The 20,339-nt window shown below is 38.9% G+C and carries 20 protein-coding genes and 3 pseudogenes; 1 reads left to right on the top strand and 22 read right to left on the bottom strand.

Translation table 11 applies throughout. The features are described 5' to 3' along the window. Positions 1 to 16: 16 nt before the first annotated feature. From EAF07_RS10770 to EAF07_RS05485, 5 genes and pseudogenes are all read right to left on the bottom strand, one after another. Positions 17 to 295, bottom strand: a complete 279-nt coding sequence (locus EAF07_RS10770) for a CPCC family cysteine-rich protein (RefSeq protein ID WP_245962700.1) — start codon at positions 293 to 295, stop codon at positions 17 to 19. Then, positions 284 to 1,363: pseudogene (locus EAF07_RS05500) on the bottom strand (nucleotidyltransferase); the annotation flags it as partial. The pseudogene EAF07_RS05500 and the gene EAF07_RS10770, both read right to left, overlap by 12 nt. Positions 1,364 to 1,373: 10 nt before the next feature. Beyond that, positions 1,374 to 1,571 (bottom strand): hypothetical protein, encoded by a 198-nt coding sequence (locus EAF07_RS05495; protein WP_121835455.1) that lies wholly within the window; start codon positions 1,569 to 1,571, stop codon positions 1,374 to 1,376. A gap of 223 nt (positions 1,572 to 1,794) precedes the next feature. After that, entirely contained in the window at positions 1,795 to 3,468 is a 1,674-nt protein-coding gene (locus EAF07_RS05490; protein WP_121835453.1) for a coiled-coil domain-containing protein, read from the bottom strand. Continuing rightward, positions 3,449 to 4,405 carry a DUF4297 domain-containing protein gene (locus EAF07_RS05485; RefSeq protein WP_121835451.1) on the bottom strand — a complete coding sequence of 319 codons (957 nt, stop codon included), beginning with the start codon at positions 4,403 to 4,405 and terminating at the stop codon, positions 3,449 to 3,451. The genes EAF07_RS05490 and EAF07_RS05485 overlap by 20 nt, the downstream gene beginning before the upstream one ends. A gap of 385 nt (positions 4,406 to 4,790) precedes the next feature. Here EAF07_RS05485 and EAF07_RS10930 point away from each other — a divergent pair, with 385 nt between their 5' ends. Continuing rightward, positions 4,791 to 4,877 (top strand): putative holin-like toxin, encoded by an 87-nt coding sequence (locus EAF07_RS10930; RefSeq protein WP_220702227.1) that lies wholly within the window; start codon positions 4,791 to 4,793, stop codon positions 4,875 to 4,877. A gap of 283 nt (positions 4,878 to 5,160) precedes the next feature. Here the strand turns inward: EAF07_RS10930 and EAF07_RS05480 are convergent. The 17 genes and pseudogenes from EAF07_RS05480 to EAF07_RS05400 form a co-directional block, all read right to left on the bottom strand. Then, positions 5,161 to 5,922 (bottom strand): annotated as a pseudogene (locus EAF07_RS05480) (class I SAM-dependent DNA methyltransferase); the annotation flags it as partial. Positions 5,923 to 6,136: 214 nt separating this feature from the next. Then, positions 6,137 to 6,484, bottom strand: coding sequence for a ribosome silencing factor (rsfS, locus tag EAF07_RS05475; RefSeq protein ID WP_121835448.1), 348 nt, complete (start codon positions 6,482 to 6,484; stop codon positions 6,137 to 6,139). A gap of 13 nt (positions 6,485 to 6,497) precedes the next feature. Next, positions 6,498 to 7,085 carry a bis(5'-nucleosyl)-tetraphosphatase (symmetrical) YqeK gene (yqeK, locus tag EAF07_RS05470; RefSeq protein WP_121835446.1) on the bottom strand — a complete coding sequence of 196 codons (588 nt, stop codon included), beginning with the start codon at positions 7,083 to 7,085 and terminating at the stop codon, positions 6,498 to 6,500. Beyond that, positions 7,082 to 7,714, bottom strand: coding sequence for a nicotinate-nucleotide adenylyltransferase (locus tag EAF07_RS05465; protein ID WP_121835444.1), 633 nt, complete (start codon positions 7,712 to 7,714; stop codon positions 7,082 to 7,084). The genes yqeK and EAF07_RS05465 overlap by 4 nt, the downstream gene beginning before the upstream one ends. A 28-nt stretch (positions 7,715 to 7,742) precedes the next feature. Further along, positions 7,743 to 8,060, bottom strand: coding sequence for a ribosome assembly RNA-binding protein YhbY (gene yhbY / locus EAF07_RS05460; protein ID WP_121835442.1), 318 nt, complete (start codon positions 8,058 to 8,060; stop codon positions 7,743 to 7,745). A gap of 23 nt (positions 8,061 to 8,083) precedes the next feature. Beyond that, positions 8,084 to 9,202: a ribosome biogenesis GTPase YqeH gene (yqeH, locus tag EAF07_RS05455; RefSeq protein WP_121835440.1), complete on the bottom strand. Its 1,119-nt coding sequence runs from the start codon at positions 9,200 to 9,202 to the stop codon at positions 8,084 to 8,086. Then, on the bottom strand, positions 9,202 to 9,729 hold the full coding sequence (locus EAF07_RS05450; protein WP_121835550.1) for a YqeG family HAD IIIA-type phosphatase: 528 nt from the start codon (positions 9,727 to 9,729) through the stop codon (positions 9,202 to 9,204). Before EAF07_RS05450 ends, yqeH begins: the two co-directional genes overlap by 1 nt. Before the next feature lie 142 nt (positions 9,730 to 9,871). Then, a complete protein-coding gene (locus EAF07_RS05445; RefSeq protein WP_121835437.1) occupies positions 9,872 to 10,780 on the bottom strand; it encodes a sensor histidine kinase in 909 nt (302 codons plus the stop codon). Continuing rightward, complete coding sequence (locus tag EAF07_RS05440) at positions 10,777 to 11,454, bottom strand: response regulator transcription factor (RefSeq protein WP_121835435.1); 678 nt, start codon at positions 11,452 to 11,454, stop codon at positions 10,777 to 10,779. Before EAF07_RS05440 ends, EAF07_RS05445 begins: the two co-directional genes overlap by 4 nt. A 13-nt stretch (positions 11,455 to 11,467) precedes the next feature. Further along, positions 11,468 to 14,242, bottom strand: coding sequence for an ABC transporter permease (locus EAF07_RS05435; protein WP_121835433.1), 2,775 nt, complete (start codon positions 14,240 to 14,242; stop codon positions 11,468 to 11,470). A gap of 1 nt (position 14,243) precedes the next feature. After that, a complete protein-coding gene (locus tag EAF07_RS05430) occupies positions 14,244 to 14,951 on the bottom strand; it encodes an ABC transporter ATP-binding protein (RefSeq protein WP_121835431.1) in 708 nt (235 codons plus the stop codon). 137 nt (positions 14,952 to 15,088) lie between these two features. Further along, positions 15,089 to 16,204: a glycopolymer--peptidoglycan transferase LytR gene (gene lytR, locus EAF07_RS05425; RefSeq protein ID WP_121835429.1), complete on the bottom strand. Its 1,116-nt coding sequence runs from the start codon at positions 16,202 to 16,204 to the stop codon at positions 15,089 to 15,091. Positions 16,205 to 16,212: 8 nt separating this feature from the next. Continuing rightward, positions 16,213 to 16,734, bottom strand: coding sequence for a GNAT family N-acetyltransferase (locus EAF07_RS05420; RefSeq protein WP_121835427.1), 522 nt, complete (start codon positions 16,732 to 16,734; stop codon positions 16,213 to 16,215). Then, the gene (gene tsaE / locus EAF07_RS05415; RefSeq protein ID WP_121835425.1) at positions 16,727 to 17,167 is read right to left on the bottom strand and encodes a tRNA (adenosine(37)-N6)-threonylcarbamoyltransferase complex ATPase subunit type 1 TsaE; all 441 of its coding nucleotides are present in this window, start codon (positions 17,165 to 17,167) and stop codon (positions 16,727 to 16,729) included. Before tsaE ends, EAF07_RS05420 begins: the two co-directional genes overlap by 8 nt. A gap of 93 nt (positions 17,168 to 17,260) precedes the next feature. Next, on the bottom strand, positions 17,261 to 18,709 hold the full coding sequence (locus EAF07_RS05410; protein WP_121835422.1) for an NCS2 family permease: 1,449 nt from the start codon (positions 18,707 to 18,709) through the stop codon (positions 17,261 to 17,263). 604 nt (positions 18,710 to 19,313) lie between these two features. Next, positions 19,314 to 19,895: a DUF1361 domain-containing protein gene (locus tag EAF07_RS05405; RefSeq protein WP_121835420.1), complete on the bottom strand. Its 582-nt coding sequence runs from the start codon at positions 19,893 to 19,895 to the stop codon at positions 19,314 to 19,316. A gap of 256 nt (positions 19,896 to 20,151) precedes the next feature. Then, positions 20,152 to 20,339, bottom strand: a pseudogene (locus tag EAF07_RS05400) (IS30 family transposase); the annotation flags it as partial.

Genomic DNA, 20,339 nt, shown 5'->3' with positions numbered 1-20,339 from the left:
TTAGCATTTTCCGACGTTATGACCTTAGATTTGAAGGAAAGGCAGATAATTCTGATGGTTTAGGTTTCCTAACAAAAGGGAGCATCCGTCTCTCTGAGGCACCCATAACTGTAAAATTTTCCCTTGCTTCTATCAAGCTAACGGTATTGGCTCCACCGCGCATTGCAGGTTTTTGCCTTTGTTGCCAATCATCTTCCCAAAAACAAACCTCACAAATTTCATAAGAACCATCTGGTACTTCATCCAAGGTATAATAGCCACAACAATGACACTGATATTTTCGAATTAGCGGCACCCGGCCCCAGGTCTGCTCTGCGATTCTGCCGTCTCCCAACTGGTAGATGGCGTCTGCTTGCTGCGTGAGGGCGTCCCAAGGTTCTGCGCCGATTCGAGCGACGATTTCCACAGACTTTTTCACAGCTTTGAGGTGCTCGCGCCCTCTGTCGGTGAATCCGAGGATATGGACGGCTTCTGGTAGCGGTTTTTCCACAGCATTGACCAAGATATAGGTCAACAATCGTCGCACGCGCGCTTTGGTATAGCGCTTGGTGGCGACTTTTTCCACAAGGTCTTCTACCGTCGCTACGCTCCGAATGGCAGAGCGGATACGACTTGCTAGTTCCTCATTGACTTGAAAAACCTGGGTTAAATCTGGATTCGTCAAAATCTGATATTTCAACAATTGGAAATAGTTATTCCAAGAAACCTGTGGAGAATTGAGTATCAAGTCGCTACTTGGTACTGACTTTTCCACAAAGGATTGGTCAGAAAGATGTTTTCGGATGGCTGTCGCAGAAGCGATGGCTACCTTTTCTTCCGAATGAAAGCCTGCTCCAATACGCTGGATGGGCTGTAGTCGTATATTCTTTCCAGCGCAGGCTTTGGCGTAAGCAAGCCCTAGAATGTGATTTGGGGTATCTCCTGAAAAGTTTATCCCAGCAAAAGTTTCCCACATTTTCTGTGTTTTCTGTGGATAAGTCATGGCATCTGGTAGCGTTTGGACAAAAGCCTCCATCTGCTCTGCCATTTCCCCATAAATAGCCGAAAACCGCTGATAATCAAGGACTTCCTCCGTGCCAAATGCCAGTGTGTCGATGCCAAGGCGATGCAAGAGGTCAACTGCGCCTCGGGCGAAATGGTCGGCGGACTGGACAGAGACGAGGAAGGGGAGCTCCACCACGAGGTCAGCCCCATGTGCCAGCGCCATCTGCGCCCGCGTCCACTTGTCAATGAGGGCAGGCTCCCCCCGCTGCATGAAATTCCCACTCATGGCAACAATCTTCATCCCTTTAGTCTGCGCCAAAAGGTGCTTGTGCCCATTGTGGAAAGGGTTAAATTCGGCGATGATGCCTGTTACGGTCATGTGTGGCTCCTTAGTTTAAATGGTAACGGTGATTGCGATTGGTACTGCTCTGTGTTAATAAATCAATCTTGACAAACTTAGCCAGATAACAGCTGGCTGACGCTTCACTAAGCCCTTCTAGTTTTTGTAATTGACTATGTGAAATCTCATCGTATTTTTGTAGGTAGGTTCTCACTTGCTCAAAAACTGCGATTTCTTTATCGCTCATCGGCGTAAACGAATACTCCTGTAAGGTTTCTAAAATGGCATCTAACATAAATTCGATAAAAACAGTAGCATCATTCTGATGATTGCTGAGGGATAAGCTGTCAATTATGCCTATAACATTATTGAAACCAGAGAAAATATAGAGACATTTTTATCTTATATAGCTTCTATAATACTATTATTCTTTTCGAAACAAGTTTCATATTACTTTTAAGATACGATACTTAGTTCTCTTGTTTCGATAATAATTTATTAAATAATTCATCATACATACTTTCTAATAAAAGTGGTTTACTCACTTCAATAATTTGTACATCTTTCTTTTCAATATACTGTAAATTATCTTTTATTATAGCGAATATAGTTTGATTAGGTAGAGTCAAAAAGTAATCATTCACAGACTGATACATATTTTTCTCAGAGGCTTTATCTAACTCGTTTTTAGTAAATGAATCAATTGAAATAGGAAATCTGTAATTTGAATGTGCGCTTAAAAGATTAATGTAAATCAGGTATAAAGATAATAATTGCTTATTCTTTTCAGTGCCACTACCACCAACTTTAGAAAATTCACCATACTTACGATTTGAGATTCCTAATGTTCCAATACTTGTCTCAATATTATTTTTAAGAATTTCAAATTCTTGATTTATATCTGACTTCTTCTTTCGTATTTCAGTTTGAATTTTTCTTATCTCTTTAGCTAAATCATCATAGGTTGACTTTAGCGCCTCTTTATCATTATTTTCTTTTCTTCTTAATTTTCCAAGTTCATTTAATACATTTTGATTTACGTATTTTTTTATACTAATTAAATCATTAATCTCTGAAATTCTCTCTTTATATTCTGCAAATTCATTTTTTAATTGCTTAAGTTGAACTTTATTTTTTGTTCCAACGTCCTGTAGTTTTACAATTTGAAAATCAATCTCTCTTTTCTTTGCATAAATTTGTGATAAATCATCATTCAACTCTAACCTAGTTAAAGACTGTTCTCGTGTAAGTATTGAATGACAATAACTACACTCATAATCAATTGTATCCAATCTTTTTTCTATGTTTTTAGATATTTTTTCTAATTCTAGACTATCTTGTCTATTTATATCCATAAGAACTTGATTATCAGAGATTTTTTTCATAATATTTGAGATTTTACCAGACAATTCATTAGTTTTATCCAAAAATTCATTGACTTGATTTTCTAACTCCTGAATATCTATAGTATCTACTTCTGAAACATTATGTTGCTTTTTATAACTATTATATACATTATCAATTTCATTAATAGAAAGAGCTTTCCCATCTATTTTCTTTTTTATTTCTACTTGTTCTTGCTTATAATTTTTTAATTCCGAATCACCTAAACCTAAGTAATAATCTATGATATCCTTCTGAAAATTTGGAGACTTATACTGCCCTAAACCATTGAATGTATTTTTAAATAGTGTACCATCCCATGATGAATCTTGATCAATATATATTGGAGCAAAAATTGCACTAGCATAAGCCTGTGATATGATATCATTTTTAACCCCTACTAAAGTCAGATTCATCTTTAGAATTTTTTGCAACCAATCTGAATACTCTCTGAAATCCTTAAATATCCTAGTTGTTTTGTTTTCATTTACAGAGATTATTTTATTCTGTCGCTCAATTATATATTCAGTCTCATCAACTATTATGACTATTTGAAATATATAACCATCAATATTCCATCCAGTTGGCAATGATTTCAAATCTGTCCCTAAGGCGTAGTATATTGATTTTATCAAACTGGACTTTCCAGTAGTATTTGATTTGCTAACTATTAGATTAGTATGTTCTCCAAAATTAAACTTGTTTGCTCTTTTGGAGCCATAATCAATTATAGTCAGACTTTTAATACTGAAATTGACCAAAACTAACCTCCTCAATAATATCACAATACGCTGAAATAATAATTGCTATACTCATGTTATCATCTAATTCCTTCAATACATCTAGTTTTAAACACTTGGCTATTAACTCTACTTCTGATAACTCATCTAGCTCTGAAACAAGCTCGGTTTGGATGAACTTTGTAACACTTTGCTTTTCATACATTTGCTGAGTAGAAATTTTTGATTTTTCTAATTTGATTTTAGACTTCTTTAATGGACTATAGGGTAAGTTATCTATAATATTACTAAACATTTCTAAAGATGAAACTTTCAGAAGTATGTCTCTTAGTTCTTTAGAAACCAACTTCTTATATTTTCTATCTGAATCTTGTTTAATAACATATTCTGATTTTCTGTAAATTATAGTTGTTAATTCGCCTAAGACCTGGCCTACTCTATTATCTACAGCAATACCAGTCTTTGCCATTTCACCAAGTAAGTAGTTTTGGGCAACTCCCATGTCATTTTCAAAAGGTGTTTTAATCAACGAAAATCTTTTTACTTTAGAGTTATTTACAATAAGTTCTTGTTCTGCAGATAACTTTAAAGATTGCTGAAATAATTCATCTTCTTCAACTGTCATTTTTTCTAAATCTGATTTAGTAAAATCATATACAACAAATTTATACTCTGAACTACTATCGCCAGATTCAAAGTGTTTGTCAAGCATCGATTTTTTCATCTTTCCCATTCTATCTTTCTTGTGGTTTATCATTTTACTTAAACTAACTGCTTTTTCTCCCTTGACTTGAATATAAGCATGGTAGTTATTATATAGGACCTCAAAATCATCATCTGCCTCAAGTACTAGTTCAAATCCTTCTTTTTCAAAATTTCGAATAGCTACTAAACTAATCACTGCATTCTGATAGTTCATTCCTTTTATAGCAATTGCTCCGCCATTATCAGCTACCATCTACACCCTCCTTATCCTAAATAAAATTATAAATCAGTGACTTTCTTTATTTGTGTATATTATGAATTTATTTTATATCAATCTTTCTCACATCCATCAATATAGTATCATTATACCACAAAAAGCCCTTGGTTTAGGGCTTTCTACTTGTTTCACAATTGACAACTAGTTTAACAGTTATCGTTTTTTGAACAAGAAAAACGTATCATATAAATATCTGATTTTTGATTAAGATGGAGTATTTATGCCTATTTAACTATCACTACAATTTTCTCAAAATTTCCGAATAAATAGATATAGGAAAGTTCCAAAAGGAGCGGGACGGAAATCCAATTTGAAGGGGTGATGCTTATGGCTAAACCTACTAAATTAAGGAGTTCCTGTCATGACTGTTGCAGAGGCGTTACAGCTGATGTTAGAGTTTGGTCTATTGATGATAGCCATTCTGACTTTTAACGATAGAAAAAAGTAAAACAGTAAAACCGCTACCTATCTAACTTTGCATGGTTCAATGTAGCGGTTTTACTGTTATCATCTATCCGTCCCGTCTTTAAAACGGTCCTATATCGGAGTTGGGTTGCAGCCCAACTCCTTTTGTATGTTTAGGATAACAAAGATAGTGTCAGTTGTCAAACGGAACCCATCTTTCATTACGGATTTATATCTGGCGTAGCATTAAAAAAACTCAGTACATATTTGTACCGAGCCTTGGGCTTTTACAGAGTAGTAGAAAATCAGATAGTTATCTATCTTCCCTACTTCTGACACACAAAGAACCATCTCTTACTTGTCTCTGTTGGCTCTTTATCTTCAAAGTCAGCGTAAACTTTGAACGATTTGAATCCTGCTTGTTCCAAGAGGATGTCGTAGGTCAACATATCGTAGGTACGTTCTTCGTGGATTTCATCGTAGCGGGTGAAGCGGCCATCCTCATCCTGAAGGAAGAAGGTCAGCTCATGCACAACAGAGTGGGGCGCTTCGTCTTCGTAAGTATCCCAAACCATGGCAAAGTCATCCGCATTTTCATGGTAGGAGTAACCTGGAAAGACCTCGTCCGTCTGATGGGTCGAGTGCACATCAAAGATAAAAACACCACCCTCATTGAGATGCGCGTAAACCTCCTTAAAGGTATCGCCAACTTCCACTTCATCCTGTAAATAGCAAAGCGAGTCAGAGTAGCAAGTCACAAAATCAAACGTTCCTAGCTCAGACAGGTCCATCATATTGCCCTGCTGAAAAGCGATGTGCTTCTTAGCAGATGCCGCTCGTTTTTCTGCAATATTCAACATCTCTTGGCTGAGGTCAAATCCTGTCACCTCAAAGCCTGCCTGCGCAAAACGAACCGACTGAATCCCAGTCCCGCAAGCCAATTCTAAGAGTTTCTTTTTATCTTTTGCTTTTGGCAAATGGCGGAGCGAAAAGTCTGTCCACAAATCATAAAGTGAGTCGTCCATGATGGCATCGTAGACCGATGCGAATTTTTCGTAATTTTTTTCCATAATCTTTTTTATTTTTTCATTGTTGCCTTTGGTAGTGGAGTCAGAAGCGACCTGCTTCGCAGTTCCATTCTTAAATCGAAAATCTAGTTTTTTCGATTTCCCTCGAACCTAGCTCGCAAACGCTAGGTTCTTTTCACTACAGTGGCAACAATGGCCTGTCGGGCTCGCTTTTCCCGCCCTACCTCTCTCATCTTTTTTCCTTAAAAACCTTGCCATCGGCAAGGTCTATCTATTATGCAAGACATGTTGACACGTCCACAAGTGGGGCTTCGTGCCAGAGTTTTTCAAGGTTGTAGTGGGCACGTTCTTCTTCTGAGAAGATGTGAACGATGACATCATTTAAGTCAAGGAGCACCCAGCCGTTTTCACCTTCGATGTGGCTGGCATCGCCACCAGCTTCTTTGACTTTTTCACGGATGTTTTCCGCAATAGCTTCTAATTGACGGCTGTTCATCGCTGACAAGATGACAAAGTAGTCGGTCAAGCTAGTCAAACCTTCTAAGTCAAGTGCGACAATGTCCTCGGCACGCTTTTCATCAGCGGCACGGACAACAAGTTCTAAAAGTTCATTTTTATTCAAATTTATTTCTCCATTAGTTCAAATACTTCACAAAAGCATTATAGGTTTCTAGCGTTTGTGGATAAATCGGCTGCGCTTTGCTTGCCAAATGTGCGATGGTTCTAGCCGTCTCAAAAGCGACAGCCTTGTCCAAATCCTCTTGAGCGATTTGGCGAGCCTCATCAACACCAGGAAAATCACGACCTGGCTCGATGTAATCCGCCACATAAAGCACTTTATCAAGCAAAGACATGTCCTCATCGCCAACCGTATGGCGTTCTATGGCGATAAGAATCTCCTCATCTTCAAGGTTGAATTCTTGGCTAATGATAAAAGATCCCACTATACCATGCCAAATGTTGTTGCCCCATTTTTTTAGGTCAGGGTCTAAGTCACAGTCATCAATGACACTTAAAAAATCCTCATCTGGACGCTCTTTAGCGTAGTCATGCAAAAGTGCCGCAAGGCCTGCTTTGGTTTCATCTGCTCCGTAGCGCTTAGCCAATGCCACAGCAGACTCCTCTACACCAAGTACATGTTTAAACCGTTTTTCGCTCATGGCGCTTTGCACTTTTTCCAAAATAGCAGAGCGAGAAAGTCCGGTATACGTTTCATAGGTCATTTGTAGAGCCCTGCCTTTTTGATGTAATCAAGCACGGGAGCTGGCGTCATAAAGTTTGGGGTACGACCTTTTTTGATGAAATCACGGATGTTGCTCGAGCTGATGTCCATGAGAGGTACGTCAACCCAAATGACTGGATAGCTTGTCCCTGCCTTGTATTTAGGGCGTTGCACACCGACAAATTGAACCATCTCAACCAGCTCATCAATGCGGTGCCACTTAGGAAGGTACTCGACCATATCCGCACCTATGATGAAATAATAATCGGTGTCAGGATTAGCCTCTGTTAGTTGCTTCATCGTGTCGTAGGTGTAACTTTTACCCTTGCGCTCAATCTCAATCGTCTCGATATCCAGACCTTCTAAGCCATTGATAGCTAATAGCAACATATTCAGGCGGTGCTTTTCATCAATAGTCTCTTTTTCATCAACATGTGGCGGTTCATATTCAGGCATGAGATAAACGGCATCCAGACCCAATTGCTGGCGCACTTGATCAGCAACAATCAAATGGGCATTGTGAACGGGGTTAAAGTTACCACCTAAAATCCCAACTTGTTTACGATTCTTATCCTTGACCTCAGTCTCTAACTCAACCTTGGTAAAGGGAGTGAGTAATTCTATTGCCATAGGCTTTCCTTCATTTTCTAATTTTTCATTATCCGTGTTTAATCGCTTTGACTTTTGGAGACAGTTTGCGATTTTCTTTTTTAGCTGATTCTTTAAACAAAATCAAGATACGTCCAATTTTAAGAACGGTATCACATCCGATTTCATCTTCCAAAATTTCAGCCACTTCATGGATGTCCTCGTCCGTATTTTGTAAAAGAGTGACCTTAATCAGTTCACGCGCATCCAAAGCGTTACGAACACTGGTCTTGATTTGGTCGTTAAGACCATTTTTCCCGATTTGGATAATCGGTTTTAAGCTGTGTGCTTCTGATTTTAGAAAAGCACGTTGTTTTGATGTTAGCATGTTTTATTTCCTTTAATTTCTTTTTAAATCAACGCCTTACGCAAGACAACTCCGACACCTTCTGGCGCCCAGGCAGCAACGACTGTTGGTTTCTCCGCATTGCCATTGACCCGAATCCAACCAAGCCCTGAATACACGATGTCCATCTTATCTTTGATGGTAAATTCATGACGGACGAGTTTAGGAAAATCGGCAACTTCCTTAGTATTTGGCGGTGTTAGCAAGGTTCCTAAGTGCTTGTCGTAAAAAGCATCCGCTCCTTCAAGCTTGGTACGATGAAGGTTAAGATTATTGTCAAAATAAGCTGTGAAGCCCTGCTTTTCTCCAGACACGAAATCAAAGCGACCAAGACCACCCAAGAAGAGGGTTTGTTCTGGGTTCAACTGGTAAGTTTTTGGCTTGATTTCTTTCTTAGGGCTAACGTATTTGAGGTTTTTAGCCGTCAAATAATGCGCCATTTGGTGACGGTGAATAATCCCTGGCGTGTCAAAGATGTAACTTCCGTCATCCAGTGGAATTTCAATCTTATCTAGAGTTGTCCCTGGGAAACGTGAGGTGGTAATCACATCCTTGTCTCCAGTAATTTCTTTGATAATGGCATTGATAAGGGTTGATTTCCCAACGTTAGTCACCCCAACCACATAAACATCACGTCCTTTACGCAAGTCATCAATGCGTTCAATTAGCTCTTTAATGACGTGATGGTTTTGAGCACTGGTCAAAATGACATCAACTGGTCGCAAGCCCTCTTCATGAGCACGTTCTGTTAACCACTGAGTGACCTTACCATCTTTAACGGATTTCGGTAGGATATCTTTTTTATTTCCCACCAAGAGCACATCATTTCCAGACACAAAACGTGACAGTCCTGGAATAACTGAACCATTAAAGTCAAAAATATCAACAACATTAACCACAAGAGCATCGCTGTCACCAACTTCATGGAGGAGTTTCAAAAACTCATCATCTGTGATATGCACATCAACAATCTCATTATAATGACGCAAACGGAAACAGCGTTGACAGTATAGTTCACCTGTTTCTTCTGCTTTTTCAATACTTGACTTTGGGGTATAACCCGCTTTTTCTTTATCTGTGGTTTGAATTCTCGCCCCACAGCCAATACAAAATAATTCTTCCATTAAATTCCTTTTTTATAAGTAATTTTGCCATATTTGGCTTCAATTTTTTTCAACACACGACGCTCACGCCAACGATTAAACTTGGTATTCCAAGCATCTGATTTCACCAGTGGTTTCACCAAAATGGACTTAATTCCAGCTCTGTGACTGGCACGAATATCCGTCATCAATTGATCACCTACCATGACCACTTCGTCACGATCAAAGCCATAACGCTCAATAGCCATGTCAATCCCACGTGTGAAAGGTTTCATTGCACGACTGACAAAATCCACGCCAAAAGGCTCTACTGCACGCTCGACACGGCTATATTTATTATTTGAGACCACAACCACAGGAATATCAGCTTCGGTCATATCATCAAGCCACTCACGTAACTCTGGGGTCCCATCTGGATTATTCCAAGCAATCAAGGTATTATCCAGGTCCACTAAAACAGCACGAATCCCATGCTCACGTAACATCTCAGGTTTCAAATCATAAACAGCCTCAACCACAAAGGTGGGCAAATAGTCGTCTATACTCATGCTTTCTCCCATAATATTATAATCCTTATTATTATAGCATATTCCCAGATTTTTTGGAAAGCTCACGCTAAGGCTTTCGGAAAATAGCAGAGCTACCTAAGCCTATCATGTCATCACACAAAAAGAGCCCGTAGGCTCTTGGTTAGATACTATAAAAACGAATATGAAATGTTGTTCCCTGTCCCTCTTGACTCGTCACAGTAATTCGACCGTTTTGTTTTTTAATAATGTTATCTGCCAAAGAAAGCCCTATTCCTACACTATCATTTACAGAACTCTGCCCACGATAAAACCGTTCAAAAATATGAGGAAGATCTTGCTGACGTATGCCAGAACCGGTATCTGAAATCACAATATCAGTCGCGATGTTTGTTTGGCTAACTGAAATGGTAACCTTCCCATCAGCAGTATGTTCTAAACAATTTTTAATGATATTCGACAAAGCCTCTGCCGTCCATCGTCTGTCGCAAGTCATTACTAAATCGTTTGGACAGGATAAGCTTAAGCTAATTGCTTTATCATCAGCTAGAGGCTGCAAACCACTCACAATATCCGTTAGGAAATGACGAACTACTACAATTTCCTCTTTCAATTGCAATACCCCAGCATCCAACCTCGCCTCTGTCAATAAAGTGGTCACCAACCAGCTCATACGGTTGATCTGCTGGTCTATATTGTCTGTAAATTGTTGACGTTCATCTGCCGATAACTGATCATCTTTAAGTAAATTCGTCATCAATTGAATCGCCGCTAACGGCGTCTTTATCTGATGTGAAATATCTGACAAGAGGTCAGATAAATACAAATTACGCCTTTTCTCTAAACGATAGGCTTGATGTAACAGACTCGCTAGCTTATATAACTCACTACGAAGAACCTGCATTTTTCCTTCCGCCTGTTCTTCAATTTCTGGTAATTCTCGACCTTGTTGAACTTTGACCATAAAGGATAGTAGCTCCGCCATTTCTCTAGAAAATAACCACTCGCGATAAAGGTGATAAGCTAATAAAAGGACAACGGCTAAGACTAAAAGATAAAGAGCTACTGTCATCGCTCACTCCTTAAGCGATAACCTTGACCACGCACAGTTTCAATCCAATCGCCGTCACTATCTGACAACTTTTGTCGCAATCGCTTAATAGTCACGGTCAATGTGTTGTCGTTCACAAAACGAGCGCCATCATCCCAAAGAGCTTCAAGTAGCTCCTGACGCGTTAGAAGACGACCAAGATTCCGCGCCAAGGTCAGTAATAATCTGTATTCTTGACTAGTCAGTAAAATCTCTTGATCAGCCAAAGTCACTTTCCCCAGATTAGAATCAATTGAGAGCTGGCCTATCTGAATCAGAGATTGACCTTGTTGCTTCTGTTGCCGTCTCAATACTGCACGAATACGGGCTTGCAATTCTCCAAAACGAAAAGGCTTAGTGATGTAATCATCCGCTCCCTCTTCGAGTGCTAAAACAGTATGCACTTCATCATCCTGTGCTGTAAGAAAAATGACCGGAGTATCTGAAACCTGCCTTATCTGGCGGCAAATGTCAATACCATCGCCATCAGGAAGACCAATATCTAAAAGACACAACTTTAACTCCTTTTGATGACTGTTAAAAAGAGCTAGCGCTTCTTCCTGACTTTGAGCAGTCAAAATCTGCCAACCCTCCCTTTTTAAGGAAAGTGATAATCCCTGTAAAATCACAGAATCATCTTCAACAATTAAAAGCATAGCCACTTCCTTTCTAAACCGTTTCTCTACGAATATCATCAATCAAAGAGCGCTTATTTTCACGTACAATAAGCAATTGTACCAACAACAAGACCAAGGCATAGCAAATCAAAATACTCAACCAAAAATAAACGGGTAAAATAACCTTAAAGTATCCAAAGCGTTGCACAACACCCCAATTAATCAGCCAGCAGGCTAATCCTGATAAAGGAAGACCTACCAGTAAACTTTTAGCAAACAACACATAGAATTCACGTCTAATCATTGTAGCGAGCTGCTGACTTGTCATTCCGAGTGACCTCAGTATAACAAAATTTTGACGTCTTGTAACCATAAGACCCGCTACAGCATTATAGACATTTAAAAGGCAGATTAAGGAAGTGAGCAGCACAAAACTAATCATCACAATACGGATAACAGTTGTCAGGTTAGACACATAGTTTTTCACAGCCACAAGGTCGCCTTCTAAAAATTGAATTCCTTCCACAGTTAGCATTTTTAGTTGTTTCACTCGGGACTTAGCTACTCTGTTTGTCTTATCAGCATTAAAAGAAATTGATTGCTCATAATATAGATGATTATTCGTCGCTTGGTACAACTTTTCAAAAGCCGACTGGGGCATAATCACCCAAGGCTGACTATCATGAACACTAATCCAAGATGATAGGCTGTCCTTATTACCAAGTCCAACAACCGTTAACTGAAACTCTCCTCGAATACCTTTTTCCTCTATCACATCCATCAGAAAACTGGCCGTCAACTCTTGTCCCAACGTTTTCTTAACCATCTGCTCTATTTCAAAAAATCGATAATGACGAGCTTCTTTTTGCCAAACATTGTTGTTTGTTGTTGAGATTTCACCATTTTGATAAAGGATAATCGGATAGTTTTCAGATTTATCCCACTTTCCACCAACCGCTTTAACCATCTCTTCAAAAACCTTATCATCAAAAGAAACAAGACTCAAAAAATACTGTCTAGCCTTATCTGGATATTGTTTCCAATAATCATCATAGGTCCAATTCTCATCGTAAAATTCTCTTAAGACGTTATAAACCGCCCGGTGATAGTCATCACTCATATCCTCAGCCTGTAGTTGTCCAGAAAACATACTATAGTTCACAACATCAACGTTTGAAACACCTTCCGTTTGAACCAACTCCTTAGCAATCTGGTTACTTAGGGCAACACCATCACCGTGCCCCATAAGATGGTAGTCCCAGTCACCCCTATTAGGAAAATCAAAGGTACTAGATTGTACCAATTTATAATCAACAGCTGATAACATGGCTTGCGCACCATACCCTGTTATAAGAAGGATAGCCACAAAAGCAGCTAGAGCCCTTACAATACTCTTTCCCTGATGATTTTGATACCGTAGAAAACCTCGTGCCAAGAGAGTCTCTGCACCAGATAATCTTCTAACTTGTTTTTTCTTACGTGACTTTTTAGGAGAAAATGTGCTTCGCAACCCTTCCAAAGGTACCTGCTTTGCCATTTTTCTAGCCGGCAAATAAGCCGCTACAAATACCGTAATTGCTGTCGCAACGATAATCCATATAAGTGACTGCCATGTCACAACCAACAACAGTGTAACACCTTTTTTAACCGCAAATAAGGAAAGAAGAGATGGTGATATCACTTTTAAAGCAAAATAGATAACTCCTAATCCTAGGATAATGCCAAGTGGCAAAGCAAGTAGCACCAATAAAAATGCCTCATAATAAACACTAGCTCGTCTTTGCTTACGCGTTGCTCCAACACTAGTTAACAAACTTAGATAGCGCAAGCGCTCATCGTAAGAGAGGTTAAAAAGATTATAGATTAGTACGATAGACACTCCTGAGATTAGCAATGTAAAGAAAAGCTGTGCAAATATAACAATGCCATTAATCGTAGTATCCGTTGAAGCACCTTTCAAGGCTAGGACATTATTATTCGTTTCGACAGTCTTTACTCCCAGTTCACCTAAACGTTCTCGCAAGCTTGCCACCTGTGAGGTATCTTCTAAATTAAAAGAAACATTAACTTCAACATCCTTAGTTGGAAAAGAGCCCTCACCAAGAAAAGCTAGTGCTGTATAAGCAGCTCCTATTTCCTCCGAAGGCGGCTCTATAAATCCAACCACCCGATAACGACTTTCAAAGCCTGTTTCTTCATGAACTTCACTATATTCCTTTGGAAAAGATGAATCATTTCCAAAATAGGCAAAATGCCGTGGTAACTCTGTCTTAGTCATCGCAGGTAAGGTGAGATTAATAAAGGGAAAGACCAGCTCTGTACTCCCTTTATTATCAAGATAGCGCCTATACGTGCTAACCGATAGTTCATCACCAATAGCTACTTTACTACCCTCATCAAGTACCGCTTGACTGAGAACAACCTCCCCCTCTTTTTCTGGTAAATGACCTGTCACTAATCGGATACGATGCCAATCAAAAGCGGATTGACTATAGCGTCTCACACTAATAAAAGGACGATTAGGATTACCAGTTTCTGTAAAATCACTATAGTAATTATCTGTTGATAGAGCAATTTCCTGTGAAGAAATTGTTTCAAGTAGTTTCCTATAACCTTGTTCAGATAAGTCATAGCCTACCAAATCCCACTTCCCATACTCCGATTCACCTGAGCGCGTGAGATGAGTTATTAAGGTATCTTTACCAACAAAGACACAGGTCATCAACAAGGTCATCAGAACTATTCCTATAAGCGAAACAAGAGAACGCTTTCGATTTTTCAAAAGATAGCGTCTGGTTACCATATGAATGAGTTTGTGATTCGTCATATTATTTCTCCTTCTGATTCCTCATCTGATGGCGGATACGCTCATCTCTCATAATCTTGCCATCTTCAATATAAATCAAGCGATCTGCCTGTAAGGCTAAACTTTCATCATGGGTAATCATCATAACCGTTTGTTTTAGAGTTCGATTCGCTTCTTTTAATAGGAGCATAATATCCTGTGTTGCTTTCCGATCTAAATTACCTGTTGGTTCATCGCAGAGCAAAATATCAGGACGGCTGTATAAAGCACGGCCAATAGAAACACGTTGTTGTTGCCCACCAGATAATTCACTCGGGAGATGGCTACGACGATTTTCCAAACCCAAATAGTGTAACACCTCATCTAACCTTGCTTTATCTAATTTCCGCCCGTCTAATAAATGAGGCAAAGTAATATTTTCCTCAGCTGTTAACACAGGCATAAGGTTAAAAAATTGGTAGACCAAACCTACATGACGACGACGAAAAATCGCTAACTTATCTTGATTTAACTGTGATAAATCCGTTCCTGCAATAAACACTTTCCCACTATCAGGCTTATCAACACCAGCCAACATATGAAGAAGAGTTGATTTACCTGAGCCAGATGGCCCAAGAACTGCAATGAATTCGCCCTTTTCAACCGACAAAGTAACATTATTAAGCGCAATAACTTGATTCTCTCCTTCTCCATATACTTTTTTCAATTGTTGACAAGAAATCATTTCCATAGCATTAACCCTCTTTCATACTGATTTTTTCTTAAATCTATTGTAGCAAGTTTTTGATGATTGAAAATGACAAGATAAGTGACAATTTTGTCACACAAAAAGAGCCCGTAGGCTCTTGGTCACATTTATTATTCTGCTTATTCTGCGATAACTTCAGTATTGACAGTTTCCGTACTAGAGGTTGTTGTCAATTCTGTCTTCGGGGCATTTTCATCTGGATAGTAAGTCTCTGGTTCATAGCCGTAGAGCGTCTCATAGAGGACTGCATTTGTGTTCTCCAAAGCAGCTAAAGTAGGCAAACCTAACTCTGCTTTGATACGATTTTGAGTTTCGAGCAGATGTTTGGTGGTCACAATTTGATAAGATCCACCATCTTCTAATGTCGCACTTTCTCCATGCAATTGGTAATTTTCCAATGTTCCAAGCGAGGCACGATAGCCTAATAAATTAGGAATCGTTTTATCTGTTACTGCGATATTAGTCTGCATGTTATTACTTACAGCCTTTAGAACTTTTTTATAAGAACCAACACTATCCAACGCCAGCAGTTTTTTGACAATAAGGCCAATCACCTCACGTTGACGACGCTGACGCCCATAGTCCCCTTCTGGGTCCTGATAACGCATTCTTGAAAACACCAGTGCCTGATCACCATTAACTTTATGAGTTCCAGGAGCAACCGTTGCAGTGTATTGGGGTTCTTGTTCCTCAATAGAAATATCGAAGTCAAATGGATTTGTGACCTTGATTCCACCTACGGCATCAACTAAATCAACCAAGCCCTGCATGTTGATCTGCATATACTTGTCAATCTTAATATCTAGCAAATCTTCAACCGTCATAATCGCCATCTGCGCTTCACCAGACGCATAAGCCGCATTTAACTTAGCATCAACACCATTCATGTCATTTTCTTCTGGACCTGTTAGAGTTGTTAAAATATCCCGCTCAAGACTGGTCATCGTCGTTCTTTTGGTCACAGGATTGACAGTTACAACAATCATTGAGTCACTATTCCCTGCCCACGGATCCTTACGATCCCCGGATCCTGTATCTACTCCCATCAATAGAATAGAAAAAGGTTCCGTATGTTCAATGGCGTTACTAACAGAGCCAGTATCCAACTCTTTGAAGGTTTTTTTGAATTCTTCCGTTGAATATCTGAAAGCTGAGGTGACATAGATACCAGCAGCAGCTACTGTTGTCGCAATAATTGCCAACAGCATTAAGATAATTTTTTTTCCAAGTTTCATTGTTTTCCTTAATCTATCAGTTTTGCCATAGCATAAACATCAAGAAATTCTCCATTCTTAGTTTTAGCACCACGTTGTTTAGTGGCTTCAATGGCAAAACCAAATTTTTGATACAGCGCCACCGCTTTTTCATTACGAACTTGTACATCTAGTTCTAGACGACGAATAACTGGCGTATGTTCAGCCCAATCCATCAAACCTTCCATCAGAAAACTACCAATTCCATAGCCCTGATAGGATTTTCTCACAGCAATAAAAACATCACCAATATGCTCAATTCTAGCAAAAGAACCCGCTGATACATTTAGAACACCTACGACTTGATCACTAATTTTAGCAACTAGGCAAATCGCATTTGGTTTTTGTAATTGACTTTCAATGAAATCTCTTGCTTGTTCTGGTGACAGGGTAGGACTTTCATTGTCTCGCGTTAAAAAATCAGACTCTTCTTGAACCAGCTTCAATGTCTCAGCTAAACTTTCAGCATCTTCCAACTGTGCTTCACAAATCATCAATTCCTGCTCAGCCATTTCCAAAAGCCTCCAAAAGCAACTGACTCTGAGTACCATAAGCTATCATGTCTAGCTGTCTCCCTTCATTAATATGAGAAAGTTTCACTTCTAAATAATCAGCTGGTAACTCGCTCAAAAGTTCTCCCCACTCAATAACACAGACGCCATCACCGTAGAGAAAATCATCTAAATCAATAGAATCTGGATCATCACCAATACGATAGACATCTAAATGATAAAGAGGCAATCTCCCCTCATACTCTCGGACGATTGTATAAGTAGGGCTCTTAATCATCTGTTCAATGTCAAGCCCCTTAGCTATTCCTTTTGTAAAAGTCGTCTTACCTGCACCAAGATCACCAGTTAAGACAATAACCTGCCCAGGTTCAAGTAAGTTTCCTAACTTATTGCCTAAAGCAACTAATTCATTTTCATTATGAGTGTACAACATATGACTTATTTTACCAAAAAGTTAAGCAATCGTCCAAATTTTTCTAAAAAGAAAACCCGCCTAAGCGAGTTTGTATATCCATGAAATCCTATCTTATAAGATAGCTAAAATCACAAAGTTCAAGATAAAGAGAGCTGTCGCACCCCAAAGAATTGGGTGGATTTCTTTAGTTTTACCAGTTGACACTTTAACTAAGCAGTAGAAAATAAAGGCTGCCGCGATACCGTATGAGATAGAGTACGCAAGTGACATAAAGAAGGCTGCGAAGAAGGCTGGAAGTGCTTCTTCAAAATTTTGCCAATCGACATCTAGGAAAGATGATACCATCATAACCCCAACGATGATAAGGGCTGGTGCAGTAGCCGCTGCTGGTACAATTCCAATAACTGGTAATAGAATAATTGAAAGCAAGAAGAAAGTTGCTGTTGAAACAGCTGTCAGACCAGTACGTCCACCCTCAGCAATCCCCGCTGCAGATTCAACATAAGTTGTGGTATTTGAAGTACCAAAGAGAGCGCCGATTGAAGTACCAATAGCATCCGCAAAGAGCGCACGGTCCATTTTAGATGAGAATCCTGCTGAATTTTCAAGCGCAGCTTCGTCTTCAGCTGAAAAGATACCTGTTTTACGACCAGTACCGATAAATGTCCCAAGCGTGTCAAATGTATCAGAAAGCGAGAAGGCAAAAATAGTCATTAATACCAAAGGCAAACGTGAACTATCACTAAAGAGAGAACTCATACCATCAAAAGCGGCAAGGAAAGTTGTTCCCAATTCACCAAAGGCAGAACCGATGTTGTTTGAAAAGTTAACAGTAGACACATCCACAACTCCCATTGGAATACCTAAAAGAGTTGTCACAATAATTCCAATAAGGATCGCACCACGAACATTTTTGATCACAAGCACAGCAGTTAAAAGAAGTCCGATAACCGCCAAAATAACAGATGGGTCTGTAAAGGTTGAAATGGCAGGAACCACACCACCGCCGGCAGTGATAGAATTAACCCCATTTGACAAATCAGCTGCCGCTGGAGCCACTCCATTGATTGTCACAATATCGCTACCTGAAAGAGAAAAATCAATGATATTAGCATTTTTAAAACCAAGATAGGCAACAAAAACCCCAATACCACCACCAATAGCGTGCTGAAGACTTACCGGAATGGCTTTGATAATGCTCTTACGAACCTTAGTCACTGTGATAAAGATGTTAAACAAACCACAGATGAAAACCATCGCTAACGCTTCTTGCCACGTAAAACCTAAACCAAAGACTACGGTATAAGTGAAGAAAGCGTTAAGACCCATACCTGGCGCCAAAGCGTAAGGCACATTAGCAAAAAGCCCCATGATTAACGTCGAAATAACCGTAGCAATGATCGTTGCCAAGAATACCGCCTGCGTTGGCATTCCTGCTGCACCTAAGATAGATGGGTTAACAAATAGAATATAACTCATGGCAAAAAAGGTTGTCAAACCTGCCATAATTTCTGTAGAAACGGCTGTTCCGTTCTCTTTTAATTTAAAAAATTTTTCCATTTGGAAAATTTCTCCTTAATATCAATAAATTATCCGTAAATTACGAACGACTAAGATAGTTTAACAAATTTTTGTTCACAATTCAACTCTTTTAGCTTCAAAATTTAAAAAGAGTGTGAACAGAAACCAAATTTTTAGAAAAAATGGTACCGCTTCCTACCCAAATTTCAAAGCTCCGAACAAAACTTTCCACAAGACTATTTTAAAGTCAATTAGTTTTTATTTAGCATTTTTGTTAGCACTTCTCCTAATGTGGTGTGGGGCGGAAGCGACCTCCTACAGAGTTCCATTCCTTCTTGGCAAGCCTAGGTCTTGCCAACCCCTTCACACTAAAACTAATTAGTTTTAGTGTTATCACCACTGCGGAAAGTGCTAGTTGTGGCGACTTCGTCGCTCGTAATGATTGCAGAAAATACCAACAATAAGATATTATTAAAAAACATATATTGAAGGGGAATTCATTGTGACTGAGACAATTTATCTTAAACGAGTTTACTATTTTAAAGATAAAACACTATAACAATCAAAAACTTCGTCAAACTACTTATTATCAACTACAAAATGAAAAGGCTGGAACTCTTTCCAACCTCTCCCTATTTCACTATTAATCACCAAGTAAAAGCGCCAAAATCATTTGAATGGCTGCAAAACCTAACAAAAAGGTCAAATCAATTGTCGCTGCATTAGCCACAGCCACTTGAACAAAGTTCAGAGGGCTAACAATAAAGTCCATCCATCCGATATTAGCTGTTCTCATAAAATGAATGGCAAATCCTGAATACACCGTAGCAATAACCATAATAGCAAGCTCAGTGTAGACCCCTAACTTAAGAACTTTCATCAGAGATTTCAAACTAACTGTTGCTGCCCCTAGAGCAAAAAGAAGGCTCGCTAGGTAGGTTAAAAAGCTTGGTAAATCTCCCGCTGTCCAAATTTGCTCACCACTCCACGACACCGAAGCAATGCTAAACAGCTGATAAAAAGTCACTGGATAAAAATAAAACCAAGCACCTGCGGTAAACAAACGTACCATACCGTTTTTTGAATTAATCCCTAAAAGTCCTAATTCTAAAGTAATAAAGGAAGTTACTGCATTAAACAATAGCCCCTCAACACTCGGCTGAAACACTAAAATACTAATAACTAAAAAAACAGCAATAATATGCCCAAATATAACCTTATGCATGCGCCAATCCTATCCTGAGAAGTTCAAATTTATTATATCATATTTTAAAGTTATATTTAGGATTTAAAACAATTTTTTATAACTTTTTAACTCAATAACTATACAACTTTTTTTACTAAGCAAAATCAACTCTCCATTCCCATAGAGGGATTATTATTTTAGTTCCGATTATTCGACATAAACAGCCAATATGATTGTTAAAATGAAACAAAACTTTGAAAACACTCTATTAAAACAACACTTGAGCGTAAAGTGTTTATTCGTTTTGGTTGCCAAATTTCAAGTTCAAGTTAGGCAGTCTGTAAAAACTCTATAGGAGATTTATAATTGAATAGTTTCTTTGGATAGTTGTTAATCCAGTTTTCAATAAATGCGACTTGTTGTTGAGTCGCATTTTTGCTTCCCTTAGGCAACCAACGCCGGATGAGTCTATTATGATTCTCA

Source organism: Streptococcus hillyeri, assembly GCF_003686955.1.
GTDB classification, from domain to species: domain Bacteria; phylum Bacillota; class Bacilli; order Lactobacillales; family Streptococcaceae; genus Streptococcus; species Streptococcus hillyeri.
Note: the sequence above shows the minus strand (reverse complement) of the source record. Positions and strands in the feature narration are given on the sequence as shown.